This window comes from Blastococcus saxobsidens, assembly GCF_002938435.1.
GTDB lineage: Bacteria > Actinomycetota > Actinomycetes > Mycobacteriales > Geodermatophilaceae > Blastococcus > Blastococcus saxobsidens.
Map to the genome: position 1 here is coordinate 18,504 of NZ_POQT01000036.1, position 21,249 is coordinate 39,752.

General features: G+C 75.0%; 25 protein-coding genes. 12 read left to right on the forward strand and 13 right to left on the reverse strand.

The features are described from left to right. Positions 1-26 precede the first annotated feature (26 nt). The 3 genes from C5507_RS18020 to C5507_RS18030 all read right to left on the reverse strand — a co-directional run bounded on the left by C5507_RS18020 (position 27) and on the right by C5507_RS18030 (position 2,531). Positions 27-746 carry a GAF and ANTAR domain-containing protein gene (locus tag C5507_RS18020; protein ID WP_242611038.1) on the reverse strand — a complete coding sequence of 240 codons (720 nt, stop codon included), beginning with the start codon at positions 744-746 and terminating at the stop codon, positions 27-29. 67 nt (positions 747-813) lie between these two features. Beyond that, positions 814-1,473 carry a histidine phosphatase family protein gene (locus C5507_RS18025; RefSeq protein WP_104529892.1) on the reverse strand — a complete coding sequence of 220 codons (660 nt, stop codon included), beginning with the start codon at positions 1,471-1,473 and terminating at the stop codon, positions 814-816. Continuing rightward, positions 1,464-2,531, reverse strand: coding sequence for a phosphotransferase family protein (locus C5507_RS18030; protein ID WP_104529893.1), 1,068 nt, complete (start codon positions 2,529-2,531; stop codon positions 1,464-1,466). The genes C5507_RS18025 and C5507_RS18030 overlap by 10 nt, the downstream gene beginning before the upstream one ends. 152 nt (positions 2,532-2,683) lie before the next feature. Between C5507_RS18030 and C5507_RS18035 the strand changes: the two genes are divergently transcribed. Next, entirely contained in the window at positions 2,684-3,142 is a 459-nt protein-coding gene (locus tag C5507_RS18035; RefSeq protein WP_104529894.1) for an STAS domain-containing protein, read from the forward strand. Between the two features lie 18 nt (positions 3,143-3,160). Here C5507_RS18035 and C5507_RS18040 read toward each other — a convergent pair whose 3' ends face one another. The 4 genes from C5507_RS18040 to C5507_RS18055 form a co-directional block, all read right to left on the reverse strand. Next, complete coding sequence (locus C5507_RS18040; RefSeq protein WP_104529895.1) at positions 3,161-3,394, reverse strand: hypothetical protein; 234 nt, start codon at positions 3,392-3,394, stop codon at positions 3,161-3,163. Positions 3,395-3,419: 25 nt separating this feature from the next. Next, complete coding sequence (locus C5507_RS18045; protein ID WP_242611039.1) at positions 3,420-4,736, reverse strand: S8 family serine peptidase; 1,317 nt, start codon at positions 4,734-4,736, stop codon at positions 3,420-3,422. Between the two features lie 92 nt (positions 4,737-4,828). Further along, entirely contained in the window at positions 4,829-5,011 is a 183-nt protein-coding gene (locus tag C5507_RS18050; protein WP_207225714.1) for a VOC family protein, read from the reverse strand. 31 nt (positions 5,012-5,042) lie between these two features. After that, positions 5,043-5,516, reverse strand: a complete 474-nt coding sequence (locus tag C5507_RS18055; RefSeq protein WP_242611040.1) for a winged helix-turn-helix transcriptional regulator — start codon at positions 5,514-5,516, stop codon at positions 5,043-5,045. A gap of 148 nt (positions 5,517-5,664) precedes the next feature. On the opposite strand from C5507_RS18055, the gene C5507_RS22460 reads away from it, so the two are divergent. Next, the gene (locus C5507_RS22460) at positions 5,665-5,808 is read left to right on the forward strand and encodes a hypothetical protein (RefSeq protein WP_158657640.1); all 144 of its coding nucleotides are present in this window, start codon (positions 5,665-5,667) and stop codon (positions 5,806-5,808) included. Between the two features lie 19 nt (positions 5,809-5,827). Here C5507_RS22460 and C5507_RS18060 read toward each other — a convergent pair whose 3' ends face one another. After that, positions 5,828-6,457 (reverse strand): TetR/AcrR family transcriptional regulator, encoded by a 630-nt coding sequence (locus C5507_RS18060; RefSeq protein ID WP_104529897.1) that lies wholly within the window; start codon positions 6,455-6,457, stop codon positions 5,828-5,830. 104 nt (positions 6,458-6,561) lie between these two features. On the opposite strand from C5507_RS18060, the gene paaA reads away from it, so the two are divergent. From paaA to C5507_RS18105, 9 genes are all read left to right on the forward strand, one after another. Further along, positions 6,562-7,530 (forward strand): 1,2-phenylacetyl-CoA epoxidase subunit PaaA, encoded by a 969-nt coding sequence (gene paaA / locus C5507_RS18065; protein WP_104529898.1) that lies wholly within the window; start codon positions 6,562-6,564, stop codon positions 7,528-7,530. Then, positions 7,527-7,895, forward strand: coding sequence for a 1,2-phenylacetyl-CoA epoxidase subunit PaaB (gene paaB / locus C5507_RS18070; RefSeq protein ID WP_346193787.1), 369 nt, complete (start codon positions 7,527-7,529; stop codon positions 7,893-7,895). Before paaA ends, paaB begins: the two co-directional genes overlap by 4 nt. 42 nt (positions 7,896-7,937) lie before the next feature. Continuing rightward, a complete protein-coding gene (gene paaC, locus C5507_RS18075) occupies positions 7,938-8,849 on the forward strand; it encodes a 1,2-phenylacetyl-CoA epoxidase subunit PaaC (RefSeq protein ID WP_104529899.1) in 912 nt (303 codons plus the stop codon). After that, a complete protein-coding gene (paaD, locus tag C5507_RS18080) occupies positions 8,846-9,394 on the forward strand; it encodes a 1,2-phenylacetyl-CoA epoxidase subunit PaaD (protein ID WP_242611041.1) in 549 nt (182 codons plus the stop codon). Before paaC ends, paaD begins: the two co-directional genes overlap by 4 nt. Positions 9,395-9,401: 7 nt before the next feature. Beyond that, entirely contained in the window at positions 9,402-10,481 is a 1,080-nt protein-coding gene (gene paaE / locus C5507_RS18085; RefSeq protein WP_104529900.1) for a 1,2-phenylacetyl-CoA epoxidase subunit PaaE, read from the forward strand. A 160-nt stretch (positions 10,482-10,641) separates the two neighbouring features. Continuing rightward, entirely contained in the window at positions 10,642-11,652 is a 1,011-nt protein-coding gene (locus C5507_RS18090; RefSeq protein ID WP_130504202.1) for a YihY/virulence factor BrkB family protein, read from the forward strand. After that, positions 11,649-12,155 carry a hypothetical protein gene (locus C5507_RS18095; protein WP_104529902.1) on the forward strand — a complete coding sequence of 169 codons (507 nt, stop codon included), beginning with the start codon at positions 11,649-11,651 and terminating at the stop codon, positions 12,153-12,155. The genes C5507_RS18090 and C5507_RS18095 overlap by 4 nt, the downstream gene beginning before the upstream one ends. Next, complete coding sequence (locus C5507_RS18100) at positions 12,152-13,675, forward strand: phosphatase PAP2 family protein (protein WP_104529903.1); 1,524 nt, start codon at positions 12,152-12,154, stop codon at positions 13,673-13,675. The genes C5507_RS18095 and C5507_RS18100 overlap by 4 nt, the downstream gene beginning before the upstream one ends. A 115-nt stretch (positions 13,676-13,790) precedes the next feature. After that, entirely contained in the window at positions 13,791-14,918 is a 1,128-nt protein-coding gene (locus C5507_RS18105; protein ID WP_104529904.1) for an AI-2E family transporter, read from the forward strand. 16 nt (positions 14,919-14,934) lie between these two features. On the opposite strand, the gene C5507_RS18110 is transcribed toward C5507_RS18105, so the two are convergent. Genes C5507_RS18110 through C5507_RS23205 form a run of 3 tightly spaced genes read right to left on the reverse strand, consistent with a single transcriptional unit; the run spans position 14,935 to position 18,535 of the window. Further along, entirely contained in the window at positions 14,935-15,606 is a 672-nt protein-coding gene (locus C5507_RS18110; RefSeq protein WP_104529905.1) for an acetate uptake transporter family protein, read from the reverse strand. Further along, complete coding sequence (locus tag C5507_RS18115) at positions 15,606-16,088, reverse strand: hypothetical protein (protein ID WP_207225715.1); 483 nt, start codon at positions 16,086-16,088, stop codon at positions 15,606-15,608. Before C5507_RS18115 ends, C5507_RS18110 begins: the two co-directional genes overlap by 1 nt. Beyond that, positions 16,085-18,535, reverse strand: a complete 2,451-nt coding sequence (locus C5507_RS23205) for a molybdopterin oxidoreductase family protein (RefSeq protein WP_104529906.1) — start codon at positions 18,533-18,535, stop codon at positions 16,085-16,087. The genes C5507_RS18115 and C5507_RS23205 overlap by 4 nt, the downstream gene beginning before the upstream one ends. Positions 18,536-18,840: 305 nt before the next feature. Between C5507_RS23205 and C5507_RS22465 the strand changes: the two genes are divergently transcribed. Then, positions 18,841-19,140 carry an STAS domain-containing protein gene (locus tag C5507_RS22465; RefSeq protein WP_158657641.1) on the forward strand — a complete coding sequence of 100 codons (300 nt, stop codon included), beginning with the start codon at positions 18,841-18,843 and terminating at the stop codon, positions 19,138-19,140. A gap of 135 nt (positions 19,141-19,275) precedes the next feature. Here the strand turns inward: C5507_RS22465 and C5507_RS18130 are convergent, their stop codons facing one another. Further along, positions 19,276-20,127 carry a formate/nitrite transporter family protein gene (locus C5507_RS18130; protein ID WP_104529908.1) on the reverse strand — a complete coding sequence of 284 codons (852 nt, stop codon included), beginning with the start codon at positions 20,125-20,127 and terminating at the stop codon, positions 19,276-19,278. A 149-nt stretch (positions 20,128-20,276) separates the two neighbouring features. Then, the gene (locus C5507_RS18135) at positions 20,277-21,248 is read right to left on the reverse strand and encodes a quinone oxidoreductase family protein (protein WP_104529909.1); all 972 of its coding nucleotides are present in this window, start codon (positions 21,246-21,248) and stop codon (positions 20,277-20,279) included. Position 21,249: the final 1 nt, after the last annotated feature.

The window sequence follows — 21,249 nt, forward strand, 5'->3', positions numbered from 1 at the left end:
GCCATCCTCCCGCAGGGGCGGCCGGCTCAGCGCGGGCGGCCGTTCCCGCCCGGCACCGCGCCGGTGTCGGTGAGCTCGCGCGCCACCTCGAAGAGCTTCCGGTTCAGCTCCTGGGAGACCCGGGCGAGCACGCCGAACGCCTGGTCCGCCGTGAGCCTGTGCCGCTCCATCAGGATCCCCTTGGCCTGCCCGATCAGGTCCCGGTGCGCCATGCCGTCGCGCAGGTGGGACTCGTGCTCCGCACCGGCCAGCGCCACGGCGGCGTGCGCGGCGAACAGCTGACCGATCTCCTCGGACTCCCCGTCGAAGGCGTTCGGCGTGCGGGCGTACAGGTTGAGGGCACCGAGCTGGTCGCCCTCCACGAAGAGCTGGAAGCACATCATGCTGGCCACCCCTAGGAGCGGGGCCTCCCGGGCGAAATCGGGCCAGCGCTCGTCGCCGGCGACGTCGTCGACCCGGACGACCTGCTCCTCCCACACCGCATCCATGCAGGGACCCTGCCCGATCCGGCCCTGCAGCTCGTCGGCCGCACGCGCCTGGTCGCTGGTCGACGCCCGCGGCTCGACCCTCGAACGGCCTACCACGTAGCTGACGCTGCACTCGTCGGCGTGCGGCACGGCGCCCACCGCGCAGGTCGCGATGGCATCGAGAGTCCCCTCGACGTCGCCGTGCTCCTCCTGCAACTGGCGGGCGACCCGGCTCATCGTCTCGCCCAGAGGCCGACCGTCGGTGAGTTCCTGTGCCACGCGTGGAGCCTAGCCAGGCAACGGTCCCGCGTCTGCCCGCGCGGACGACCGGGCGCCGGAATCCAGGTCAGCGGTAGGTGAGCAGGTGGCGACGGTCGCCGGTGACGTGCGCGTGGTCGTTGAAGGCCAGCAGCGACAACCCCGAGCCGCCGGCCGCCAGCGAGGTGACGCCGACGTTGACCGCGGCCCGGTTGAGTGCCACCACGCCGTCGGCCGGGGCGCCGAGCAGCCCGGCCACGACCGCGGCGATGACGCCGCCGGAGCTGACCGCCACCGCATCCCGCCCGGACCCGAGGCCGGCCGCGAGGTCGCGCACCGCGGCGAGCGCCCCGGCGGAGAATGCGGGCCAGCCGTCGGCGTTCCCGGCCGTGATCCACGACCGCAGCGCGCCGTCGAGCAGTCGCTGCACCTGGCGTGACCCGGATCCGCCCGCCGCCTCGTCCCCGGCGTCGGCCGGAAAGCGCTCGAGGAGGTCCAGGTGGTCGTACTCGTCCAGCCGGGCGTCCGGACCGGCGACCGGCCCGAAGCCGGCGGCCTCCGTCAGCAGCGCGGCGGTGTCCCGCTGCCGGCGCAGCCTGCCAGAGACGACGAGCGGATCCCGCAGCCCGCGCCGCCGAAGCTCCTCCCCCACGCTCCGGGCCTGCTCCCGCCCCAGGTCGCTGAGGACGTCGTAGTCGTCGGCGCCGAAGGAGGCCTGCCCGTGGCGGACCAGGCAGATCAGCGGCATCCGGCCAGCCGCTCGGCGCGCTCGAGCAGGACGGCCGCGGCGAAGCCGAAGTTCGCGAAGCGCGGGTTGGTGGTGTGCCCGGACCGGTAGCGCGCCCAGATCTGCTGGATGATCACGGCCAGCCGGAACAGGCCGAACACCTCGTAGAACGTCCAGTTCCCCGTCCGCAGGCCGGTCCGCGCCAGGTAGCGCTCGACCAGCTCCTCGCGGGTGGGCATGCCGGGCAGGATGCTCGGCTGGTCGGAGACCAGCCCGAACTCCTCGTCGTCGTCGGCGGTGACCCAGTAGGCCAGCGAGGCGCCGAGGTCCATCAGCGGGTCGCCGACGGTGGCCATCTCCCAGTCCAGGACGCCGGTGATCCGGGGGGTGCCGGAGAGGTCCAGCACCAGGTTGTCGAGCTTCCAGTCGCCGTGCAGCAGGCTGGCCCGGACCTCCTGCGGCTGGTGCTCGGCCAGCCAGGCCATGAGCTCCCCGGCCGGCGGCACGTCATCGGTCAGCGCGTCCCGGAAACGCCGGGACCAGCCCTCCACCTGGCGGCGGACGTAGCCGGGACCGCGCCCCAGATCGGCCAGCCCGGCCTGGTCGACGTCGATCGAGTGCAGGTCCGCCAGGGTGTCGTAGGCGGTCGCGCCGAGGACCCGGGCCTGCTCGGGCGGGAGCTCCACGCCCTCGGGCAGCTTCCGGCCCAGGATCGTGCCGCGCAGCCGCTCCATGACGTAGAACTCGCTGCCGATCACCGAGGGGTCCTCGCAGAACCCGTGGATCTCGGCGACGACGTCCAGGTGCAGGCGCAGCCGCTGCTGCACCCGCACCTCGCGGCCCATGTCGTGCGCCGAGGCGGCCTTGTGGCCGTGCGGCGGACGCCGGAGCACGAGGTCGAGGTCGCCGTAGTCCAGCAGGTAGGTGAGGTTGCTGGCGCCTCCCGAGAACTGCCGCACCTGCGGCGAGGGGCGCCCGTCGAGCGCGGGGACGCGCGGCGCCAGCCACGCGTGCACCGCCTCGACGTCGAAAGCGTCCTCGGGACGGACATCGCGGACTCGGGTCGCGTTCTCGCTCATCGCCGCTCATCCCACCACGACGCCGGGACCGCTGGCCGAGCCCCGTCGGGTATAGCGTCGGCCACGCGGTCGAGAGCCCGGCCCACCTCGCGGGACGACGCGAGGGAGCCGGGTGCTGCGCCTCGAGCCCGGGTGACGACGGGAGGCCGGCCATGGCAGCACCTGCGAACCCGCCGGACCTGGACCACGACGCGGGCTGGGTCCCGTTCCAGGTCTCGGTGGACGTCGGCACCGCCACCGTGGTGGTCGCCGGCGAACTCGACCGCGAGCACGCCCCCTACGTGCTCGACGGCCTGTGGTCGCTGACCCGCAGCGAGCGGTCCCGGTGGGTCCTCGACACCGAGCGGGTGACCTTCTGCGATGCGGCCGGCCTGCGGACCCTCGTCACGGGGCACCACCTGGCCCGGCGGCACGGCTGCCAGATGGTCCTCGAACGCCCCAGCCCGTGCCTGCACCGGCTGGTGGTCCTGGTCGGGCTCGACGGCCTGCTGGTGCTGCTCCCCGCGGGGCCCGCCGCCGTCGACGAGCACCGGCCGCTCCCCCCGACCGGCCTGCTGCGGGCGGGCCAGCGCGGCCGGGCGGTCCCGGGCCCGGCGCCGCGCTCGCGCTGAGCGGTGCGCCGGGGGGCGCTACTGGACCGGCGCCTCCGGCGGCGGCAGCTGGACGGCGAGCTGCTCGTCGACCGACACGACGCCGTCGACCGCGGTGAGCGCGCCGGCAGCGCCGGGCGGGACGGATCCGGTGATGATGCCGAGGCCGTCGAGCACCTGGTCCACCTGCATGCCCCGTGCACGCAACCCCTGGACGACGCCGTCCAGGGCGGCCAGGTGCCCGTCGTCGACGGTGACGCTGACGTGGGTCATGCCGCGCAGGTTACGCGGCGATGCCTCACTGCGGAGCGACGGCGAGGCCGCTGCCCGCGTCGACGGAAGGCTGCAGGAGCCGCTCGCTCTCCTGCAGGAGCGTCGCCCACAGCTCCAGGCCCCGGCGGCCGGTGGCCTCGGCCCACAGCGCCGCCAGACCCGCGACGTGCGGGGTGGCCATGCTGGTGCCGCTGATCGTGTTGTACCGGGTGGGCATGGGCCACGCCGAGTAGACCTCCCAGCCCGGGGCCGCGACGTCCACCTGCCCGCCGCGGGCGGGCAGGCTGCGCGCGGAGAAGTACGCCATCTCCAGCGCCTGGTCCAGCGCGCCGACGGCCATGATCTCCACGCTGTTGGCCGGGGCGCCGACGAACCCCGGGTTCCCCGACCGCCGGTCGGCGTTGTTGCCCGCCGCCGCGATGATCAACGAGCCCTGCTGCAGCGCCCGGCGGCCGGCCGCGGAGTAGGGCGGGTGCGCCTGCGCCACGTCCGCCCCCAGGGACATGGAGATGACCGGGCAGCGGCTGGTCACCGCCCAGTTGATGCCGGCGAGAATCCCGGCGTCGGTGCCGCTGCCGTCGGTGCCGAGGACCTTGCCGGCGTAGATCTCGGCCTCGTGCGCGACGCCGTAGCGCGGCCCGGTCGACGGCGTCCGGGGGCCGCAGGCGGTGCCGATGCAGTGGGTGCCGTGCCCGTGCCCGTCCTGGGCGTCCTCCCCCGCGACGAACGACCGCGCGGCGATCGTGCGACCGGCGAAGTCGGGGTGGGCTGCGTCGAAGCCGGTGTCGAGGACGGCCACCCGGATGCCGCGCCCGGTGCGCGCCGAGGCGTCGGCCCGCACCGCCTGGACGCCCCAGGTGGCCTGCGCGGTGTCCTCGAAGCGCGCTGCTGCCGCCGGTGCCCGCGGGGCCGGCGGCGCCAGGAGGCGGGCGGCGAGGTCCGCGACCCCGTCGCGGTAGCCGGCGGTGTAGCCACCGGCCTCCGGCGGCGCCCCGGGGAGCACGTGGTGCACCAGCTCCGGGGAGACCGACAGCACCGGCCGCCCGGCCGCCTCCGCCGTCTGGAGCAGGCCCAGCTGCCCCGGCTCCGCCGTCACGACGGCGATGCCGAGGGCGCTGAACACCGTCGCCTCGGCGTCCTGCATCGCCTCGGGCGGGACGTCGCCGTCGGCGAAGTCCCGCGAGTCGGCGACCGAGTGCAGGCCCACCCTGGCCCAGTCGACCGGGGTGTCCTCGCCGGTGTCGGCGAGGACGACGATCTGCCGGCCGGTCGTGCGGGGCAGCGGCCCCACCGCCCCGTGCCGCACGATGCCCGGGACCCCGGGTCCGCTCGGTCCGATCACTGTTCCCCCTCGGTGACGTGGTGCCGGCCGGTCGCCCGGCCGCCCCCCGAGTCTGGTGGTCGCCTACGACAACCGCGCGCGCACCGGGAGCCTCAGCCCTGGGCGGCCGAGGGGTCCATCCACATGACCTCCCAGACGGTGCCGTCGGGGTCGGCGAAGCTGGAGCCGTACAGGGAGCCGTGGTCCTGGGCCGGCATCCAGGGCGTGCCACCCGATCCGATGGCCGTCGTCACGAGCTGGTCGACCTCCTCGCGGCTGCCGGCCGAGAGGGCCATCAGCGCCGACGTGGCCCGGGCCGGGTGGAACTCATCGCACCGCGGCGGTCCGACCGGTGGTCGCCGAGGCGCGGGGCCGCACGTCGTGCGGGCCGGTCACCTCGTGCCCTCCGTCGCACACCAGGGAGACGCGCACCGGCGCCCCGCAATCCGCGTGCTCGAGGGCGAGCGGGGGCGGGCCGTCGGCGAGGTGCCGGTCGCCCCACTGCATCAGCGCGACCAGGGTGGGGTACAGGTCGCGGCCCTTGTCGGTCAGCCGGTACTCGTGCCGCTGGCGTGCGCCGTCGGCCTGGTACGGCTCCTTGCGCAGGATCCCCTCCTGCACGAGCGTGGCCAGCCGGTCGGTCAGCACCGCCTTCGGAGCGCCGAGGGCCTGCTGGAGGTCGGCGAACCGCCGCACGCCGAGGAAGGCCTCCCGGAGCACGAGCAGGCTCCACTTCTCCCCGACGACGGCCAGCGTGCCGGCGACGGAGCAGCGGGAACGGTCGTAGGAGGCGTCGCTCACGCCTGTGATCGTAACCATGCTGGGTTCGCTTGACGAACCGTGCACGGAGGAGCATGGTTCGAGTTGCGAACTCAGGAGGCGGACGGTCTCCGGCCGGCCCGCCCGGCCCCCTGCGGCGCTTCCATCCGCTGCACCCGAAGGATCAGCCATGACCCGCATCCGCGCCGCCCTCAGCCGCCGTTCCGCCCTGCGCGCGCACCTGCGCGAGGAGCGCGCCCTCGCCCGCGCCCAGGCCTTCGCCCCCACGGTCGAGTCCGCGCACGAGATCGCCGTCCTCACCGCTCGCCGCTGATCCCGCACCCGGCGGCCGCTCACGGCCGCCGGGTCCGCAGCCCGCCGAACGCGGTCGCGACGACCGCGTCGGCGACCGCCTCCGCGGAGAGCACCCCTCCCGGGCGGTACCACTCCGTCAGCGAGTTCACCGCGCCGAACAGCAGCCGCGCCACCACCTGCGGGTCGACGTCGGGCCGTACGTCCCCCTCCGCGACCGCCGCGCGCACCAGGCCGGTGACCAGGCGGTCGAAGTCCCGCCGACGCTGGAGCGCGGCCCGCTCGACGTCGGTGTTGCCCCGCACCCGCAGGAGCAGGGTGACCGCGGGCAGCTCGGCCGCGAGCACGAGCACCGATCCCCGGACGACGTGCTCCAGCCGGTCGATCGCGGGCCCCGCGGTGGCACCCGCCTCAGCGGTGACGGCGAACAGCGCGTCCATCGCCCGCTCCAGGGCCAGGCGCAGCAACTCCCCCTTGCCCGGCACGTGGTGGTAGATCGCGGCCTTCGTCACGCCGAGGCGTCCCGCCAGCTCCTCCATGCTCGCGGCCTCGTACCCGCGCTCGATGAACAGCTCCACGGCGACGGCCAGCAGCGACTCCAGCGAGTGGCCCGGCCGCCCCCGCCTCCCCGCGGGGGCGGCGGCACCCGCGCGTCCTGCAGCACCGGTCATGCGGCCACCCTCCCCCGCCCCTCGGCGCCCGGTCCTTGTGACCCGGCGTGCCGTGCGTCACACTATTCCTGACCGATCGGTAAGGAATGGCCTGAGGAGGTGCGATGACCGCCACCGCGCCGGCTGCCCCCGCCGTCTCCCCGGCGGACGCCGTCGAGCGGCAGCTGCAGGAGCAGTTCGACGCGACGATCGCCGCCCAGCACCGCATCGAGCCGCGCGACTGGATGCCCGAGGGGTACCGCCGGACGCTGATCCGGCAGATCGCCCAGCACGCGCACTCGGAGATCATCGGCATGCAGCCGGAGGGCGACTGGCTGCTGGCCGCACCCAGCCTCCGCCGCAAGGCGATCCTGCTGGCCAAGGTCCAGGACGAGGCCGGCCACGGCATGTACCTCTACTCCGCCGCGGAGACGCTCGGCGCCGACCGCGCCGATCTGACCGACAAGCTGATCGAGGGCCGCCAGAAGTACAGCTCGATCTTCAACTACCCGACGCTGACGTACGCCGACGTCGGGGTCATCGGCTGGCTGGTGGACGGCGCGGCGATCTGCAACCAGGTGCCGCTGTGCCGCTCCTCCTACGGCCCGTACGCCCGGGCCATGATCCGGGTCTGCAAGGAGGAGTCCTTCCACCAGCGGCAGGGCTACGAGCTGCTGATGACGATGATGCACGGCACCGGCGAGCAGCGGGCCATGGTCCAGGACGCCGTCGACCGGTGGTGGTGGCCCTCGCTGATGATGTTCGGTCCGCCCGACACCGACAGCCCCAACTCCGCCCGGTCCATGGCGTGGGGCATCAAGCGGCACAGCAACGACGAGCTGCGGCAGCGGTTCGTCGACATGACCGTGCCGCAGGCGGAGTTCCTCGGCGTCACTCTCCCCGACCCCGACCTCTCCCTCGACCCGGCGACCGGCCGCTACCGGTTCGGCCCGATCGACTGGGAGGAGCTGAAGCGGGTGATCAGCGGGCAGGGTCCCTGCAACGCCGAGCGGATCGCCCGGCGCCGGGCCGCCCGCGACGACAACGCCTGGGTGACCGAGGCGGCGACGGCCTACGCGGAGAAGAACTCGTGACCGCGGACCTGACGGCCGAGGGCGGCAGAAGCACCCCGTCCCCCCCACCCCTCGCGAGCTCGGGGCGGGCCTCTGGACGGGGCCGGCGGGACTGGCCGCTGTACGAGGTCTTCGTCCGCGGCAAGCGCGGGCTCAACCACGTGCACGTCGGCTCGCTGCACGCGGCGGACGACGAGATGGCGGTGCACGCCGCCCGCGACGTCTACACCCGGCGCAACGAGGGCGTGAGCATCTGGGTCGTGAAGGCGGCCGACATCACCGCCTCCAGCCCCGACGAGAAGGACCCGATGTTCGCGCCCAGCGGGGACAAGGTCTACCGGCACCCGACCTTCTACGAGATCCCCGACGGCGTCCCCCACATGTGAGGCGCCGGGCGTCCCGGCAGAGGCACCCCGAAGAGGAGAGGCATGGCGCACGAGGAGACGGTGTACGACGCACTGGACCTCGCCCACGGCGGCGAGGGGCAGTGGGCGTTCGGCACCGGGTTCGACGACCCGCTCGCCGGCGTCGACACCACCGTGCCCGACGGCGTCGACCCCGCGGACCTGGGCGCCTACTGCCTCATGCTCGGCGACGACGCGCTCGTGCTCGCCCAGCGCCTCACCGAGTGGATCACCGCCGCCCCCGAGCTCGAGGAGGAGGTGGCCCTGGCCAACATCGCGCTGGACCTCCTCGGCCAGGCCCGGCTGCTGCTGGCCCGGGCCGGCGCCGCCGGGGTCCTGGGCCGGTCGCGGGAGCTCGCCGGGCCGACGATCCCCGACGAGGACGCGCTGGCCTGCTTCCGCGACCCCGACGAGTTCCGCTGCACCGCGCTGGTGGCGGCGCCGAACGGGGACTTCGGCCGCACCATGGTCCGCCTGCTCGTGGCGACCACGCTCCGGCTCGCGGTCCTCACCCGGCTGCGCGCGAGCCGCGACCCGGTGCTGGCCGCACTCGCCGCCAAGGGCGCGCACGAGCTCACCTACCACCGCGACTACGCCGCCCGCTGGGTGCTCCGGCTGGGCGACGGCACCGCGGAGTCCTCCCGCCGCGCGCAGGCCGGGGTCGACGACGTGTGGCCGCTGCTGGCCGACGTCTTCTCCCCCACCGACGTCGAGCGCCGGCTGGCCGCTGCCGGCGTGGCCGTCGACCCGTCCGGCACCCGCGCGGAGGTCACCGACGTCCTCACCACCGTGCTCCGGCGCGCCACGCTGCGGGTTCCTCCCTGGCCGGCCGACGAGGCCCCCGCGGGCCGGCACGGCCGGCACGGCCCGGAGCTGGTCGACCTGCTGTCCCGGCTGCAGGGGCTGGCGCGGCAGCACCCGGCGGCGACGTGGTGAGCCGGGTCGCCCGGGCGATCCGGCGCGGCCGCGCGGAGCCGCCCACCCGGACGGTCGACCCCCGGGCGGTCGCCGGCGCCGTCGTCGACCCGGAGCTGCCGATGCTCACGCTCGCCGACCTGGGGGTGCTGCGCGACGTCCGCACCGGCGCCGGCGGCACCGTGGTCGTCGAGATCACCCCGACCTACACCGGCTGCCCGGCGCTGGGGGTCATGCGGGCCGACCTGCTGCACGCCCTGCACTCCGCCGGTTTCCCCGACGTCGAGGTGCGCACCGTGCTGGCGCCTCCGTGGTCCACCGACTGGATCACCGAGGCCGGGCGCCGCGCGCTCGCCGCGGCCGGCATCGCCCCACCGGGGCCGGCACCGGTCCGTCCCGACGGGCCCGTCCCGCTGGACCTCGGACCGACGCGACGCACCGCCGCCTGCCCGCTGTGCGGGAGTGCCGAGACCGAGCAGACCAGCGAGTTCGGCGCCACGGCCTGCACCGCGCTGCGCCGCTGCCGGGCGTGCCGCGAGCCCTTCGAGCACCTCAAGGAGCTCTGAGGCGGCGATGACGGGAACCCCGCACCGGAGGCGCCCACGATTCCACCGCCTGGCCGTGGCCGACGTGCAGCGGCTCACCGACGACGCCGTCGCGGTGACCTTCGCGGTGCCGCCGGAGCTGGCCGAGGACTACCGGTTCCGCCCCGGCCAGGCGCTCACCCTGCGCCGGGTGGACGGCGACCGCGACGAGCGCCGCTCCTACTCGATCTGCGCTCCCGCCGGTGCCCCGCCGCGGGTCGGCGTGCGCGAGGTGCCGGGCGGGTTCTTCTCCTCCTGGCTGGTGCACGAGGTCCGGCCGGGCGACGAGATCGACGTCCTGCCGCCGTCGGGCACGTTCACCACCGACCTCGACGGCCCGGCCGACCACGTGTTCGTGGTCGCCGGGTCCGGCATCACCCCGGCCCTCTCGCTCGCCGCCACCGTGCTGGGCGACGGCGAGTCGACGGTGACCGTCTTCTACGGCAACCGGCGCACCAGCACGGTCATGTTCGCCGACGAGCTGGCCGACCTGAAGGACCGCCACGGTCCCCGCCTCCAGCTGGTGCACGTGCTCTCCCGGGAGCCGCGCGACGCCGAGCTCACCAGCGGCCGGCTGGACGCCGACCGGCTGGGTGCCCTGCTCGGCGCACTGGTCGACGTCGAGGGCGTGGACCACTGGTGGCTGTGCGGTCCGCACGGGATGGTGACCGACGCGCGGGCGCTGCTCGCCGAGCTGGGCGTACCGGCCGACCGGGTGCACCAGGAGCTGTTCTACGTCGACGACGTCCCGCCCGAGCCGGTCCGGGGCGACGACGAGACGGTCGAGGGGCCGAGCAGCCAGGTCACCGTCGTGCTGGACGGCCGCACGACGACGCTCGCCCTGCCGCGGGGCGTGCCCGTGCTCGACTCCGCCCAGCAGGTCCGGTCGGACCTGCCCTTCGCCTGCAAGGGCGGCGTCTGCGGCACCTGCCGCGCACGAGTCACCGACGGGCAGGTGGAGATGCGCCGGAACTACGCGCTGGAGCCCGGCGAGGTGGCCGCCGGCTACGTGCTGACCTGCCAGTCGCTGCCCCTGACGGACCGCGTCACGGTCGACTTCGACGCCTGAGTTCCCGGCGGGCCGTCGCCCCCTGCATGTCGTTCCCGTGACGAGCCGCATCCTCGCCGGCCCACGGGGCATGCCTCCCGGGTCCAGCGCCCGCACCGATCCGAGGAGGCCGCATGTCGCGTCGCGGTCCTGCGGCCCCGGGGTCCCCGGAGCGCCCGCGATGAGCTCCGTCGCCCGGGTCCCGGAGGTCTCGGAGGCGACCGGTGGCCCGGTCACCGCCCGGGAGGCGTGGGCCGGCGTGCGGTCCGACGGCGCACGCGCGGCCGGCCGCGAGCTGGCGTCGCGGTTCCGCTACGGCGACGGCTTCTCGCACGCCCGCGCGCTGGCGTTCCAGCTGGCGCTCGCCGCGCTCCCCCTGGTGATCGCCGCCGTCGGGCTGGCCGGGGCCTGGGATGCGGCGTCGGTCCGGCTGGTGCTCAACCGGACCGTGCTGCAACTGACGCCCGGCGCCTCCGACGACCTGCTCCGCCGCACCCTGCCGTCGGGGGACACGACGCTGGCCACGGCCGCCCTGCTGCTGGCCGCGGTGTCCGCGCTGGTCGCCCTCACCACGGCCATGGCGCAGGTCGAGCGGGGCGCCAACCGCCTCTACGGCATCCAGCGCGACCGCCCCTCGGTGGAGAAGTACCGCCGCGCGCTGACGCTCTCGCTGGTGGCCGGCGTCCCCCTCATGGTCGGCTCCCTGCTGATCCTCACCCGCGACGCCTTCGCCGAGGCCGTGGAGAGCGTGTACGCGGTGGACGACGACCTCGTCGCCGCCTGGACCGGCCCCGCAGGGCTCGTCCTGGTCGTGGCCTCGCTCATGGCCGTGCTGCGGAGCGCACCCGCGCGGCAGCAGCCGGGGTGGCCGGTCCTGCTGGCCGGCAGCCTCCTGGCCGTCGGTGCGTGGACGGGCCTCACCCTGCTGCTGGCGGGCTTCCTCCACCTCTCCACCGGCTTCGGGTCGGTGTACGGCCCCGTGACCGGGGTGATCGCCCTGCTGCTGTGGGCGCAGCTGTCGGCCACCGCCCTCTTCTTCGGCGTCGCCGTCTCCGCCGAGCTGGAGATGGCCGCTGTCCGGACCCGGTGGCGCACGGGCGGCCTGGGGGGCCCGCCGCCCGCCGGCCCCCTGCCGTCCGTCCCGAGCAGCCGGTCCCCGGGGGACCGACCCCGTCGAGAGGAACCAGCATGACCCGCTCGCACACTTCCCTGCGCTGCCGGCCGGCCACCGCCGGTCTCGTCCTGGCGTCGGTGGCCGCGCTCAGCGGGTGCACCGAGGACGGCACCGCGGCTCCGGGGGCCGGCACGCCGGTCGCCGGGGACCGGCCGGACGCCGGCACCGCTGCCTACGACGGCCCCTACACCACGCGCTTCGCCGGCGAGGTGCGGTCCTACGACGGGCAGACGGTGGTCCTGTCCGCTGACGTGAACCGGGTGCTCGGCCCCGCCGCCTTCTCCCTCGCCGGCACGGACGACACCACCATCGAGCCGCTGCTCGTCGTCGCACCCGACGCCTCGGAGGTGCGGGCCGATTCCACGGTGGCCGTCACCGGCACGGTGCGCCTGTCCTTCGACCTGGCCGCGGTCGAGGAGGAGACCGGGACCGACCTGGACGACGAGCAGCTCGAGCGGTTCGACGGAAGGCCCTACGTCACCGCCGGGCGCGTCGAGACGTCGGCTCCCGCGGACCGATGACCGCGCACGGGGCCACGGGGGCAGGCGCCGCTCCGGCCCCCCGCGGCGACGCGGGCAGCAACGCCCGGCGCTTCGGGGTCCGGGCCGTGCTGGGGCTCACGGCCGTCCTCGCCGGCGCGCTGCCCTTCCTCCTGCTGTGGTTGCTGGTCCAGGGCCGCTGGGGCCCGCTGGCCCGGCTCGACGGGGACGTCGCGGCCGAGCTGAACGCGCGGGTGGCCGGCTCCCCCACCGTGGTCTCCGCGCTCCGGCTGGTCACCGACGCCGGGGGCACGGGCACGGCGGTCTGGGTGCTCACGCTGACCACCGCCTTCCTGGCGATCCGAGGGCAACGCCGCCTGGCGTGGTTCGTGGCGGTGACGGGCGCCGGCCTGGCGGTGCTCGTGCCGCTCACCAAGGTGCTCGCCGACCGCGCCCGCCCGCTCGTGGCCGACCCCGTCGTCGACACGCCCAGCAACGCCAGCTTCCCCAGCGGTCACGCCATGACGTCGCTGGTCACCTGGGGCGTCCTGGTCCTCCTGGCGATGCCCGCCGTCCGGCGCCGCTGGCAGCCGTGGCTGGTCGCCGGCGCAGCCCTGCTGGTGCTGGCGGTCGGCTTCACCCGGCTGGCGCTGGGCGTCCACTTCGTGACCGACGTCGTCGCCGGGTACGCCCTCGGCGCCGCCTGGCTCGCGGCCATGACGGCGGCCTTCCGTGGCTGGCAGCACGACACCCGGTCGGCACCCCTGCCCGCGGACGGCGCCCACGATCCGCTGGGGATCGGCCCCGCCGAGGCCCCGCACCTGGCTCCCCGGCACGAGGGACCGGGGCGCGACCGGAGCCGCGCGGCGCTCCGGCTGGCGGTGGTCGCGGCTGCCCTGGGCGCCGGGCTCGCCGCCGCGGGTCTCCTGGTGACCGCGGTCCTCGGCGGCTCCGCCCTGGTGCGGGTCGACCTCGCCGCCGTCCGGTGGTTCGCCGGGCACCGGACGGCGACCTGGACCACCGTCGCGGAGCTGGCCGGGGCGCTGGGCGGCACCCGCACGGTGGTGGCCGGCGGCATCGGCCTCGCCGTGCTCGGGCTGGCGGTCACCCGCCGGTGGCGGCCCGCGGTGTTCGTCGCGGTGGCCCTGGTCGGGGAGGTGCTGCTGTACTTCCTGGTCGCCCAGGTGGTGGAGCGGGCACGGCCCGACGTCGCCGACCTCACCGACGGCCTGCCGGTGGCGGCCGCCTGGCCGTCCGGCCACGTCGCCGCCGCGACCGTCCTCTACGGGGCGCTCGTCGTCCTGGTCCTCCGGCTCGGCCGGTCCCGCCTGCGGTGGCTCGTGCTGGCCGTGCCGCTGCTCGCGGTGCCCGCGGTCGGGCTGTCGCGCATCTACGTCGCGGCCCACCACCCCACCGACGTCCTCGCCGGGGTGGTCCTCGGGACGGTGTGGTTGCTGGCCTGCCGGCGCGTGCTCCTGGGCGACCTCCCCGGTCCGGACGGCCGGCGCCGGGAGGACTCCGGGTCGGGCGCCACGGACGTCCGGGCCGGCACCGGTCCATGACATTTCGCTGACGTGTGACGCCGGAGCGGCCCGGTGGCGTGTGCGCCCCCCGTCGCCGGGCACCACCGGAGCCGGCGGTGGACGGCACCGGCCAGCCACGAGTCGGAGGTTGTGCATGGACGAACCCAGCGCCGGGACGGTCCCGCCTGCGGGACGGCTCCCCCGCACCGGACCGTTCCGACCGGGCGGTGCCGCCCGGCTGGCGATCGGCTGCGCGGCGGTCCTCGGGGTGGTGGCCGTGGGCTGGCTGGTGCTGGGGCTGCTGGTGCAGCTGGCCCTGGTCACCTGCTCGCTGCTGGCCGCGCTGCTGCTCACCGCGCTCGCGGCCCCCTTCACCCGGCTGCTGCGCCGGCTCGGCGCACCGGCGGCCCTCGCCGCCGCGGGGGCGGTGCTCGCCCTGCTGGCCGTGATCGCCGGGATCGGTGCGCTGGTCTGGCTGCGGACCAGCTCCCGGATCACCGAGCTGGCGCCGGCCATCACCGTCGGCATCGACCGGATCCGGGCCTGGCTCGTCGATGGTCCGCTGGGGCTGGACCCCGAGCGGGTGGAGGGCATCCGCGACCGGATCGTCACCCAGCTCTTCGAGGTCGTCCCGGGCCCGGTGGAGGGCGCGACCATGGCGGTCACCGTGGTCAGCGCCCTGCTGCTCGTCCTGTTCATCGTCTTCTTCCTGCTCAAGGACGGCGCGACGATGTGGGCCTGGGTCGTGGAGCGCGTACCCGCCACCCAGCGGGGGCGCGTGGACGGCGCCGGGGAGCGGGCCTGGGCCACGCTGAGCGCCTACGTGCTGGGCGTGGCGGCCGTCGCGGCGGTCGACGCCGCGCTCATCGGGCTGGGTCTGCTCGTGGTGGGGGTACCGCTGTGGCTCTCGCTGACCCTGCTCACGTTCTTCGGGGCGTTCGTGCCCTACTTCGGCGCGGTCCTCAGCGGAGCCGCCGCCGTCCTCGTCACGCTGGTGACCAACGGCGCCGGCGACGCCGTCACGATCCTCGTCGTGGTCCTGGTCGTGCAGCAGATCGAGGGCAACCTGCTCCAGCCGCTGATCATGCGCCGGGCGGTGCACCTGCACCCCGTCGTCACCCTGGTCGCCGTCACGTCCGGCACGCTGCTGGGCGGCATCCTCGGGGCCGTGGTCGCGGTGCCGCTGACGGCCGTCACCCACCACGTGGTCGAGTACCTGCGCACCCACCGGCCGGCCGAGGCCCAGCGACCGGATCCGGGCCCGGCCGCCGTCGCCGCATGAGCGACGGCGGCCGGTCTCACACCTGCGGCCGGACCCCCGCTTCCCGGAGCAGGTCGGCCGGCCGGAGCGGCCCCTCCCCCGCCATCGCGGCCCGGCCGGCACCACGCCGGCCGAGGGGCAGCACGGTGCGCTCGCGCGCACCCTCGAGCTCGAGGGCCAGCGCGGCGTAGACCGCGAGCAGCGCCAGGGCGAGGCCCACCCACCCGGCCGCGGACCGCCAGCCGGCCGAGCCGGTCAACTGGTACCCGGCGGTGACCAGGAACCGCGTGCCGGCCAGCGCCATCACCGCGGCCGGGACGACCTTGCTGCCCACCGCCGCGACGGCCGGCACCAGCATGGCGACGCCGGACACGAGGAGCAGGACGCCCAGGCCCGCGCTCACCGCGCCGGGTGGACTGGTCAGCGTGGTGAGCGCGACGACCGCCCACGTCCCGCTGAGGATCCCCATGCCCGTGGCCGCGACCGGGTCCCGGCCGAGGAACCCGAACACCGACGACAGCAGCTGCAGCGGCACGGTGGCGAACAGCGCGGTGTAGCCGGCGACCCGCCCCTGGTCCGGCGGGATCCAGCCCAGCTGCACCGCGCTGAACATCGTCGTCGCCAGGGCCAGGGCCAGGAAGCCGAGCGGGAGGGGGGTGGCCAGCGGCCGGAGGACTATCCGCGTGCCGGCGTCGGGCCCGTCGCCCATCAGCTGGCGAGCACCTGGGGCGAGGTGACCTTGAGGTGGGAGTTGGCCCACCGCGCCACCCGCAGGGTCTGCGGGTGGCACCGTTCGGCGACGTCCAGCAGCTCCCGCTCCTTGGCTCCCTGCGCCCCCTGGGCCAGGAGCTCCCAGTCCACGGAGGTGCCGGCCGCCTCGCGGTACAGGTGGCGGAGGTCGGCCAGCAGCAGCAGCCCGGGCGTCGCCCGGCGACCGGTCAGCTCGGCCGCCCGCTGCTTCACGGCGGCCAGGACCCCGGGGTCCTCCGACGCCTCGGCGTCCAGGTCGAGGCCGAAGTCGCGGCCCCTCCGCGCCAGCTCGGCGACGTGCGTGCGCGACCAGCCCGCCATGTCGCGGCAGACGTGGAAGACCTCGTGGTCGGTCTTGTGCTTGTCCGACATGGACGTCAGCACGGTGACCAGGTGGTTCTCCGAGCGGTGCAGCTCCTCGATGGCCATGTCCAGTTTCACGCGTGTCCTCCCACGTGCTCGTGCGCGAGGGCGTCGTCTCCACCCGTCGTCGGCGGGACCTGCCCGCTCACCGGGGCGGACCCCGTGGTCGTGGGAGCGGGGGCGGGGCCGGTGGACGTGGCGATCCGCTGCACCTGCGCCGCCGCGGTCTTGAAGATGGGCTGCTTGGACACCGGGTCCCAGTCGGTGAGGGTCAGCTCGTTGGCCGCCCGGACGTCGTCGCCCTCCGGCGCGGAGCCGTGGGCGGTGTCCCAGTACCCGTAGTGGAACGGCAGGAAGAGCACGCCGGGGCGGATGCCGCTGATCCGCACCTTCGCGCGCACCCGGCCGCGCGGTGTCGTGACCTCCAGCAGGTCACCCTCGACGAACCCGCGGTCTGCGGCGTCGCTCGCCGACATCTCCACCCAGACCTCCGGCGCTGCCCTGTGCAGCTGCGGCGCTCGGGCGGTCTTGGTCCGGGTGTGGAAGTGGTAGAGCGTGCGACCGGTGATCAGCTGGAAGGGGAAGTCCTGGTCGGGCAGCTCGTGCGGCGGCACGTACTCCGCCGCCTTGAGCACGGCCCGGCCGGTCGGGTTCAGCGCCTTGTACTCGGTCTCCTCGACCGGCGCGCCGGTGACCATGTCCCGCCCGTAGCTCTCGCAGTAGTCCGGCTGCGCCCAGAACCGGCCGTCCACGTAGATCCGCTCGGTGCCGTCGGGGTGCTCGTCGGTGCAGGGCCACTGGATGCCGCTGCCGCCGCGGAGCTTGTCGTAGCTGAGGCCGGTGTAGTCGCAGGGCCGGCCGCGGCTGCACTCCTTCCAGCCCTCGAACGCACCCTCCGGATCGCTCCACTTGACCAGCGGTGCGCCGTCCTTGTCCTCCAATCCGAGCCGGTGCGCGAAGTCGATGAGGATGTCGAGATCCGACCGGGCCTCCCCCGGCGGCTCCACGGCCTTCTCGGACAGGTGCACCGTGCGGTCGACGTTGGTGAAGGTGCCGGTCTTCTCCCCCCACGTGGCCGCGGGCAGGACGACGTCGGCCAGCTGGGCGGTCTCGGACAGGAAGATGTCCTGGACGACGAGGAAGAGCCGGTCCTGGGACAGGAGGGACCGGATCCGCGCGAGTTCGGGCAGCGAGACCGCCGGGTTGGTGGCGGTCACGTACATGAACCGGATCGAGCCCTCTTCGACGTACCGCAGCTGCTGCATGATGTGGGTCGGCGGCGAGTAGTGCGGGATCTGCATCGGGTCGACGTTCCAGACCTGCGCGAGGTCGGCGATGTGGCTGTCGTTCGACCAGTTGCGGAACGCCGGCAGGTCGCCGTCGGCCCCGGCCTCCCGGGTGTTCTGCGCCGTCGGCTGACCGTTCATCTGGAGGATCCCGCAGCCGGGCTTGCCGAGCATGCCGCGCAGGACGTGGATGTTGTTGATCTGGACGGCGGCGGCCGTGGCCTGGTGGGACTGGTAGAAGCCCTGCAGGGCGGTGGAGAGCAGCCGTTCGGCGGAGCCGATGATCCGCGCGGCCTCGCGGATCCGGTCGGCGGGGACGTCGCAGACCTCGGCGGCCACCTCCGGGGTGTAGGCCCGGGTCTGCTTCTCCAGCTCGTCGAAGCCCACGCTGTGCGCCCCGACGTAGTCGCGGTCGATCCACCCGTGGGCGATCAGCTCGTGGACGAGGGCGTTCATCAGCATCACGTTGGTGCCGGGGCGCGGTGCGAGGTGCACGGTGGCCGCGCGGGCCACCGGCGTCTCCCGTGGATCCACGCAGACGACCTGCGGCGGGTTCGGGCCGGCGAGCCGGTCGAGGACGCGGGTCCACAGGACGGTCTGGGTCTCGGCCATGTTGTGGCCGTAGAGCGCGATGACGTCGCAGTGGTCGATGTCGGTGTAGGAGCCCGGCTGCCCGTCGCAGGCGAAGGTCTCCTTCAGCGCCGCGGCCGCCGTGGCGGTGCACAGCCGGGTGTTGCCGTCGACGTGGTTGGTGCCGATCCCGCCGTGGGCGATGAGGCCGAGGGTGTAGTACTCCTCCAGGAACAGCTGCCCGGTCGTGTAGAAGCTGATCGCGCTGGGGCCCTGCTCGTCGAGCAGCTCCCTGGCCCGGCCGACCACCGCCTCCATCGCGGTGTCCCAGTCGCACTCGATCAGTTCCCCGTCCCGCCGGATCAGCGGCCGGGTGAGCCGGTCCGGTGAGTTGTTGGCCTGCCAGCCGTAGAGGTCCTTCGGCCCGAGCCGGCCGTGGTTCACCCGGTCGACCTCCCGGCCGCGGACGCCGACGATCCGGTCGTCCTTCACCGCGATGTCCAGGCCGTCGCCGTTGGAGTGCAGGATCGTCGCCGACTGCACCCAGCGGTCGACGTCGTCGGCGGTCAGGCCGTCGGCCAGGTAGCTGTCGACCCGGGTGGGCCACTGCTCCCCCGGCCCGTACGGCGTTCGGGTGCCCCAGGGTTCCGCGATCCGGTCGATGCGCACGTGCGTCCTCCGGCGAGTCGGTGTCCGTCCGAATGCCGGGGCACTGCCCCCCTGCGTCCTCACCGAACCTTCCGCGGGGAGCACACTTTCGCTCCGACACGTTTTCGTCACATGACCGGCCGGCCGACGAACGGGCGCCGTCCGGCCCCGGGCGCGGATGCGACGACTGCGTGACGTTCCCCGTGCGGCCCTCCCGGTGCCGCGGACCGGCTGCCACCCTGGCTCCGGCACCGCGGACGGGGGCTCGTCGAGCCGCGGTGCCGGAGCCGTGCGGCAGCACGGGACCACGACGTCGAGGAGGAACCGTGAGCTCAGGCCCCCACCCCCGGTCGACGCCGGACCGCGACTCGTTCACCGAGACGATCGACGGCCGCCTGGGGGCGATCAGCGCGCAGGGGCACCTGACCACGCGGGCCGCGGACATGGTCCGGGGCACGGTGGAGGTGCTGCGCCGCAGCGGGCACGACCGCGTCGTCGTGGACCTGCAGGGGGTGGAGCGGGCCGACGACGACGGCCTGCGGGCCCTCCACGCGCTCGCCGACGGCATCCGTGCCGACGGCGGGCGGCTGATGCTGCTGCACCCGCCGCGTCCCTGGCAGGGCTGACCGGACCCGCCCCCGGTCGACCGGAACCCGTCGCCGTCAGCCGAGGCTGCTGAGCAGCTCACGGCAGGCGGTCTCGCACCGCCGGCAGGCCTCGGCGCAGCGGTGCAGCGTTCTTCCTGCCGCAGTCCGACGTGGTCAGCCGCGCTCGGCGGGCTCCGCCGTCGCCTCCGCGGGTGTCGGGGCGGGCGCGTCGCGCAGGAACAGGTACCAGTACGACGTCGCCACGAACACGACCGCGCCCACGAGGTTGCCCACCCCGGCCAGCAGCCAGTTGAGGGCGACGTCGCCCCAGCCGATGTCCGGGACGCCGGCGAAGATCGCGGCCGGCAGGAAGAACATGTTGGCCACCACGTGGTCGAAGCCCATCGCGACGAACGCCATGATCGGGAAGAAGATCGCGAGGATCTTGCCCGAGACCGTCGACGCCGAGAGCGACATCCACACCGCCAGGCAGACCAGCCAGTTGCAGCCCACCGCCCGCAGGAAGGTCTGCCACGGTGTCTCCCCCAGCGCCTTGCCCTCGGCGATGCCGGCCAGCCGCTCGTGCGTCAGCGCGGCGGTACCGGTCGCGTCGGCGTCGCCGACCACCCCTGTCTGGACGGCGAGGAAGTAGGCCACGACGAGGGCGCCCAGCAGGTTGCCCAGCAGGACCAGCGACAGGTTGCGGGCGACGTCGCCCAGGCCGAGCTTGCCCTTCATGGCCCCCAGCGGGACGAGCAGCATGTTGCCGGTGGCCAGGTCGGAGCCGGCGATCAGCACCAGCACCAGGCCGAGGGTGAACGCCGCACCGGTGAACAGGGTGGGCAGGGTCCCCCAGGTCTCGGGGTCCAGGCCCGAGGAGATGGTGATGGCCACGAGCGCCCCGAAGCCGATGTAGGCCCCGGCCAGGAAGGCGCTGACCAGCACCCGGTCCCAGCTGCGGTCGACCTTCTTGGCCCCGGTCGCGGCCGCGACCTGGGCCATCTCCTGCGGTTCGCGTGCGGCCACGGGGCCTCCCCTGCTCAGGGCGGCGGCACCTCGACCGCCCGGCGGTAACGGACGCTGGATAGGTGACCAGCTCGCCCCTCGCTCAACCGGAGATCGTCATGGCGACGCGACGTGGGAATCCCGTGCGGCTCCCTCCCCGCGGCGTCGGCTCAGGGCGTGAGGACCACGCGTTCCCCGGTGCCGCCGGCGACCTCGCCCGCCCACGCGTCCGCCGCCTCGGCCAGGGGCCGCACCCGGTGGGCGACCGCCAGCCGGCCGGCGGCCGCGTGCTCCGCGACCGTGCTGATCGCCTCGTTGCGCTGCTGCGGGGTGAGGGCGTTGTTCGTGTAGCCGAGCACGCCGATGGAGCGGCTGCGCACCAGGGCCGAGGAGAACTCCGCGGTGTCCCCGGCCGAGCCACCGAGGTTCACCAGCCGGCCGTGCTCCGACAGCGCCCGGACGGCGGCCGTCGCCGGCGCCCCGAACACCGGGTCGACGACGACGTCGAGCCGGCCGCCGCTCGCCTCGGCGAAGCGGGCCGTCAGCTCGTCGACGCCCCCGGTCAGCGGCACGACGGCGTCGGCCCCGGCGGCGTGCGCGCGCTCCTGCGCGGCCTCCGACCGGCAGACGGCGACCACCCGGCCGGCGCCCAGCAGCCGGGCGGCACCGATCGCCGACTGGCCGACCGCGCCGCCGGCACCGAGCACGAGCACGTGCTCACCGGCCCGCAGGCCGGCCCGCCAGGTCAGCGCCATCCACGCGGCGACCGCGGACAGCCCGAGCGCGGCCATCGCGGAGTCCTCGACGGTGGCGGTCAACGGGACGACGCCGGTGTCGGGGACCGCGCACAGCTCGCCCAGGCTCCCGTCCCCCGGTGCCATGCCGGCCGAGGTGGCGAACCAGACGCGGGTGCCCGGCTCGAAGCGGTCGGACCGCTCGACGACGCCGACCCCCTGGACCCCCGGGACGTACGGCACGGCGGGCCGCCCGAAGTAGGAGGTGCCGCTGGCGCACAGCAGGTCCAGCGGGACGATCGGCGCGGCGGTGACCCGCACCAGGCTCTGGCCCGCCGGAGGCGCCGGGTCGGGGTGGGCGGTGTACGCCGGGGACCGGCCCGGCTCGGTCAGGACGGCGGCGCGCACG

Bases quoted from the DNA above. Each gene is read 5' to 3' on its own strand.
- C5507_RS18025 (WP_104529892.1), bottom strand. From the start codon at position 1,473: ATGCCGCTGATCTGCCTGGTCCGCCACGGGCAGGCCTCCTTCGGCGCC.
- C5507_RS18030 (WP_104529893.1), bottom strand. From the start codon at position 2,531: ATGAGCGAGAACGCGACCCGAGTCCGCGATGTCCGTCCCGAGGACGCT.
- C5507_RS18035 (WP_104529894.1), top strand. From the start codon at position 2,684: ATGGCAGCACCTGCGAACCCGCCGGACCTGGACCACGACGCGGGCTGG.
- C5507_RS18040 (WP_104529895.1), bottom strand. From the start codon at position 3,394: ATGACCCACGTCAGCGTCACCGTCGACGACGGGCACCTGGCCGCCCTG.
- C5507_RS18050 (WP_207225714.1), bottom strand. From the start codon at position 5,011: ATGGCCCTCTCGGCCGGCAGCCGCGAGGAGGTCGACCAGCTCGTGACG.
- C5507_RS22460 (WP_158657640.1), top strand. From the start codon at position 5,665: ATGACCCGCATCCGCGCCGCCCTCAGCCGCCGTTCCGCCCTGCGCGCG.
- C5507_RS18060 (WP_104529897.1), bottom strand. From the start codon at position 6,457: ATGACCGGTGCTGCAGGACGCGCGGGTGCCGCCGCCCCCGCGGGGAGG.
- paaA (WP_104529898.1), top strand. From the start codon at position 6,562: ATGACCGCCACCGCGCCGGCTGCCCCCGCCGTCTCCCCGGCGGACGCC.
- paaC (WP_104529899.1), top strand. From the start codon at position 7,938: ATGGCGCACGAGGAGACGGTGTACGACGCACTGGACCTCGCCCACGGC.
- paaE (WP_104529900.1), top strand. From the start codon at position 9,402: ATGACGGGAACCCCGCACCGGAGGCGCCCACGATTCCACCGCCTGGCC.
- C5507_RS18090 (WP_130504202.1), top strand. From the start codon at position 10,642: ATGAGCTCCGTCGCCCGGGTCCCGGAGGTCTCGGAGGCGACCGGTGGC.
- C5507_RS18095 (WP_104529902.1), top strand. From the start codon at position 11,649: ATGACCCGCTCGCACACTTCCCTGCGCTGCCGGCCGGCCACCGCCGGT.
- C5507_RS18100 (WP_104529903.1), top strand. From the start codon at position 12,152: ATGACCGCGCACGGGGCCACGGGGGCAGGCGCCGCTCCGGCCCCCCGC.
- C5507_RS18105 (WP_104529904.1), top strand. From the start codon at position 13,791: ATGGACGAACCCAGCGCCGGGACGGTCCCGCCTGCGGGACGGCTCCCC.
- C5507_RS18110 (WP_104529905.1), bottom strand. From the start codon at position 15,606: ATGGGCGACGGGCCCGACGCCGGCACGCGGATAGTCCTCCGGCCGCTG.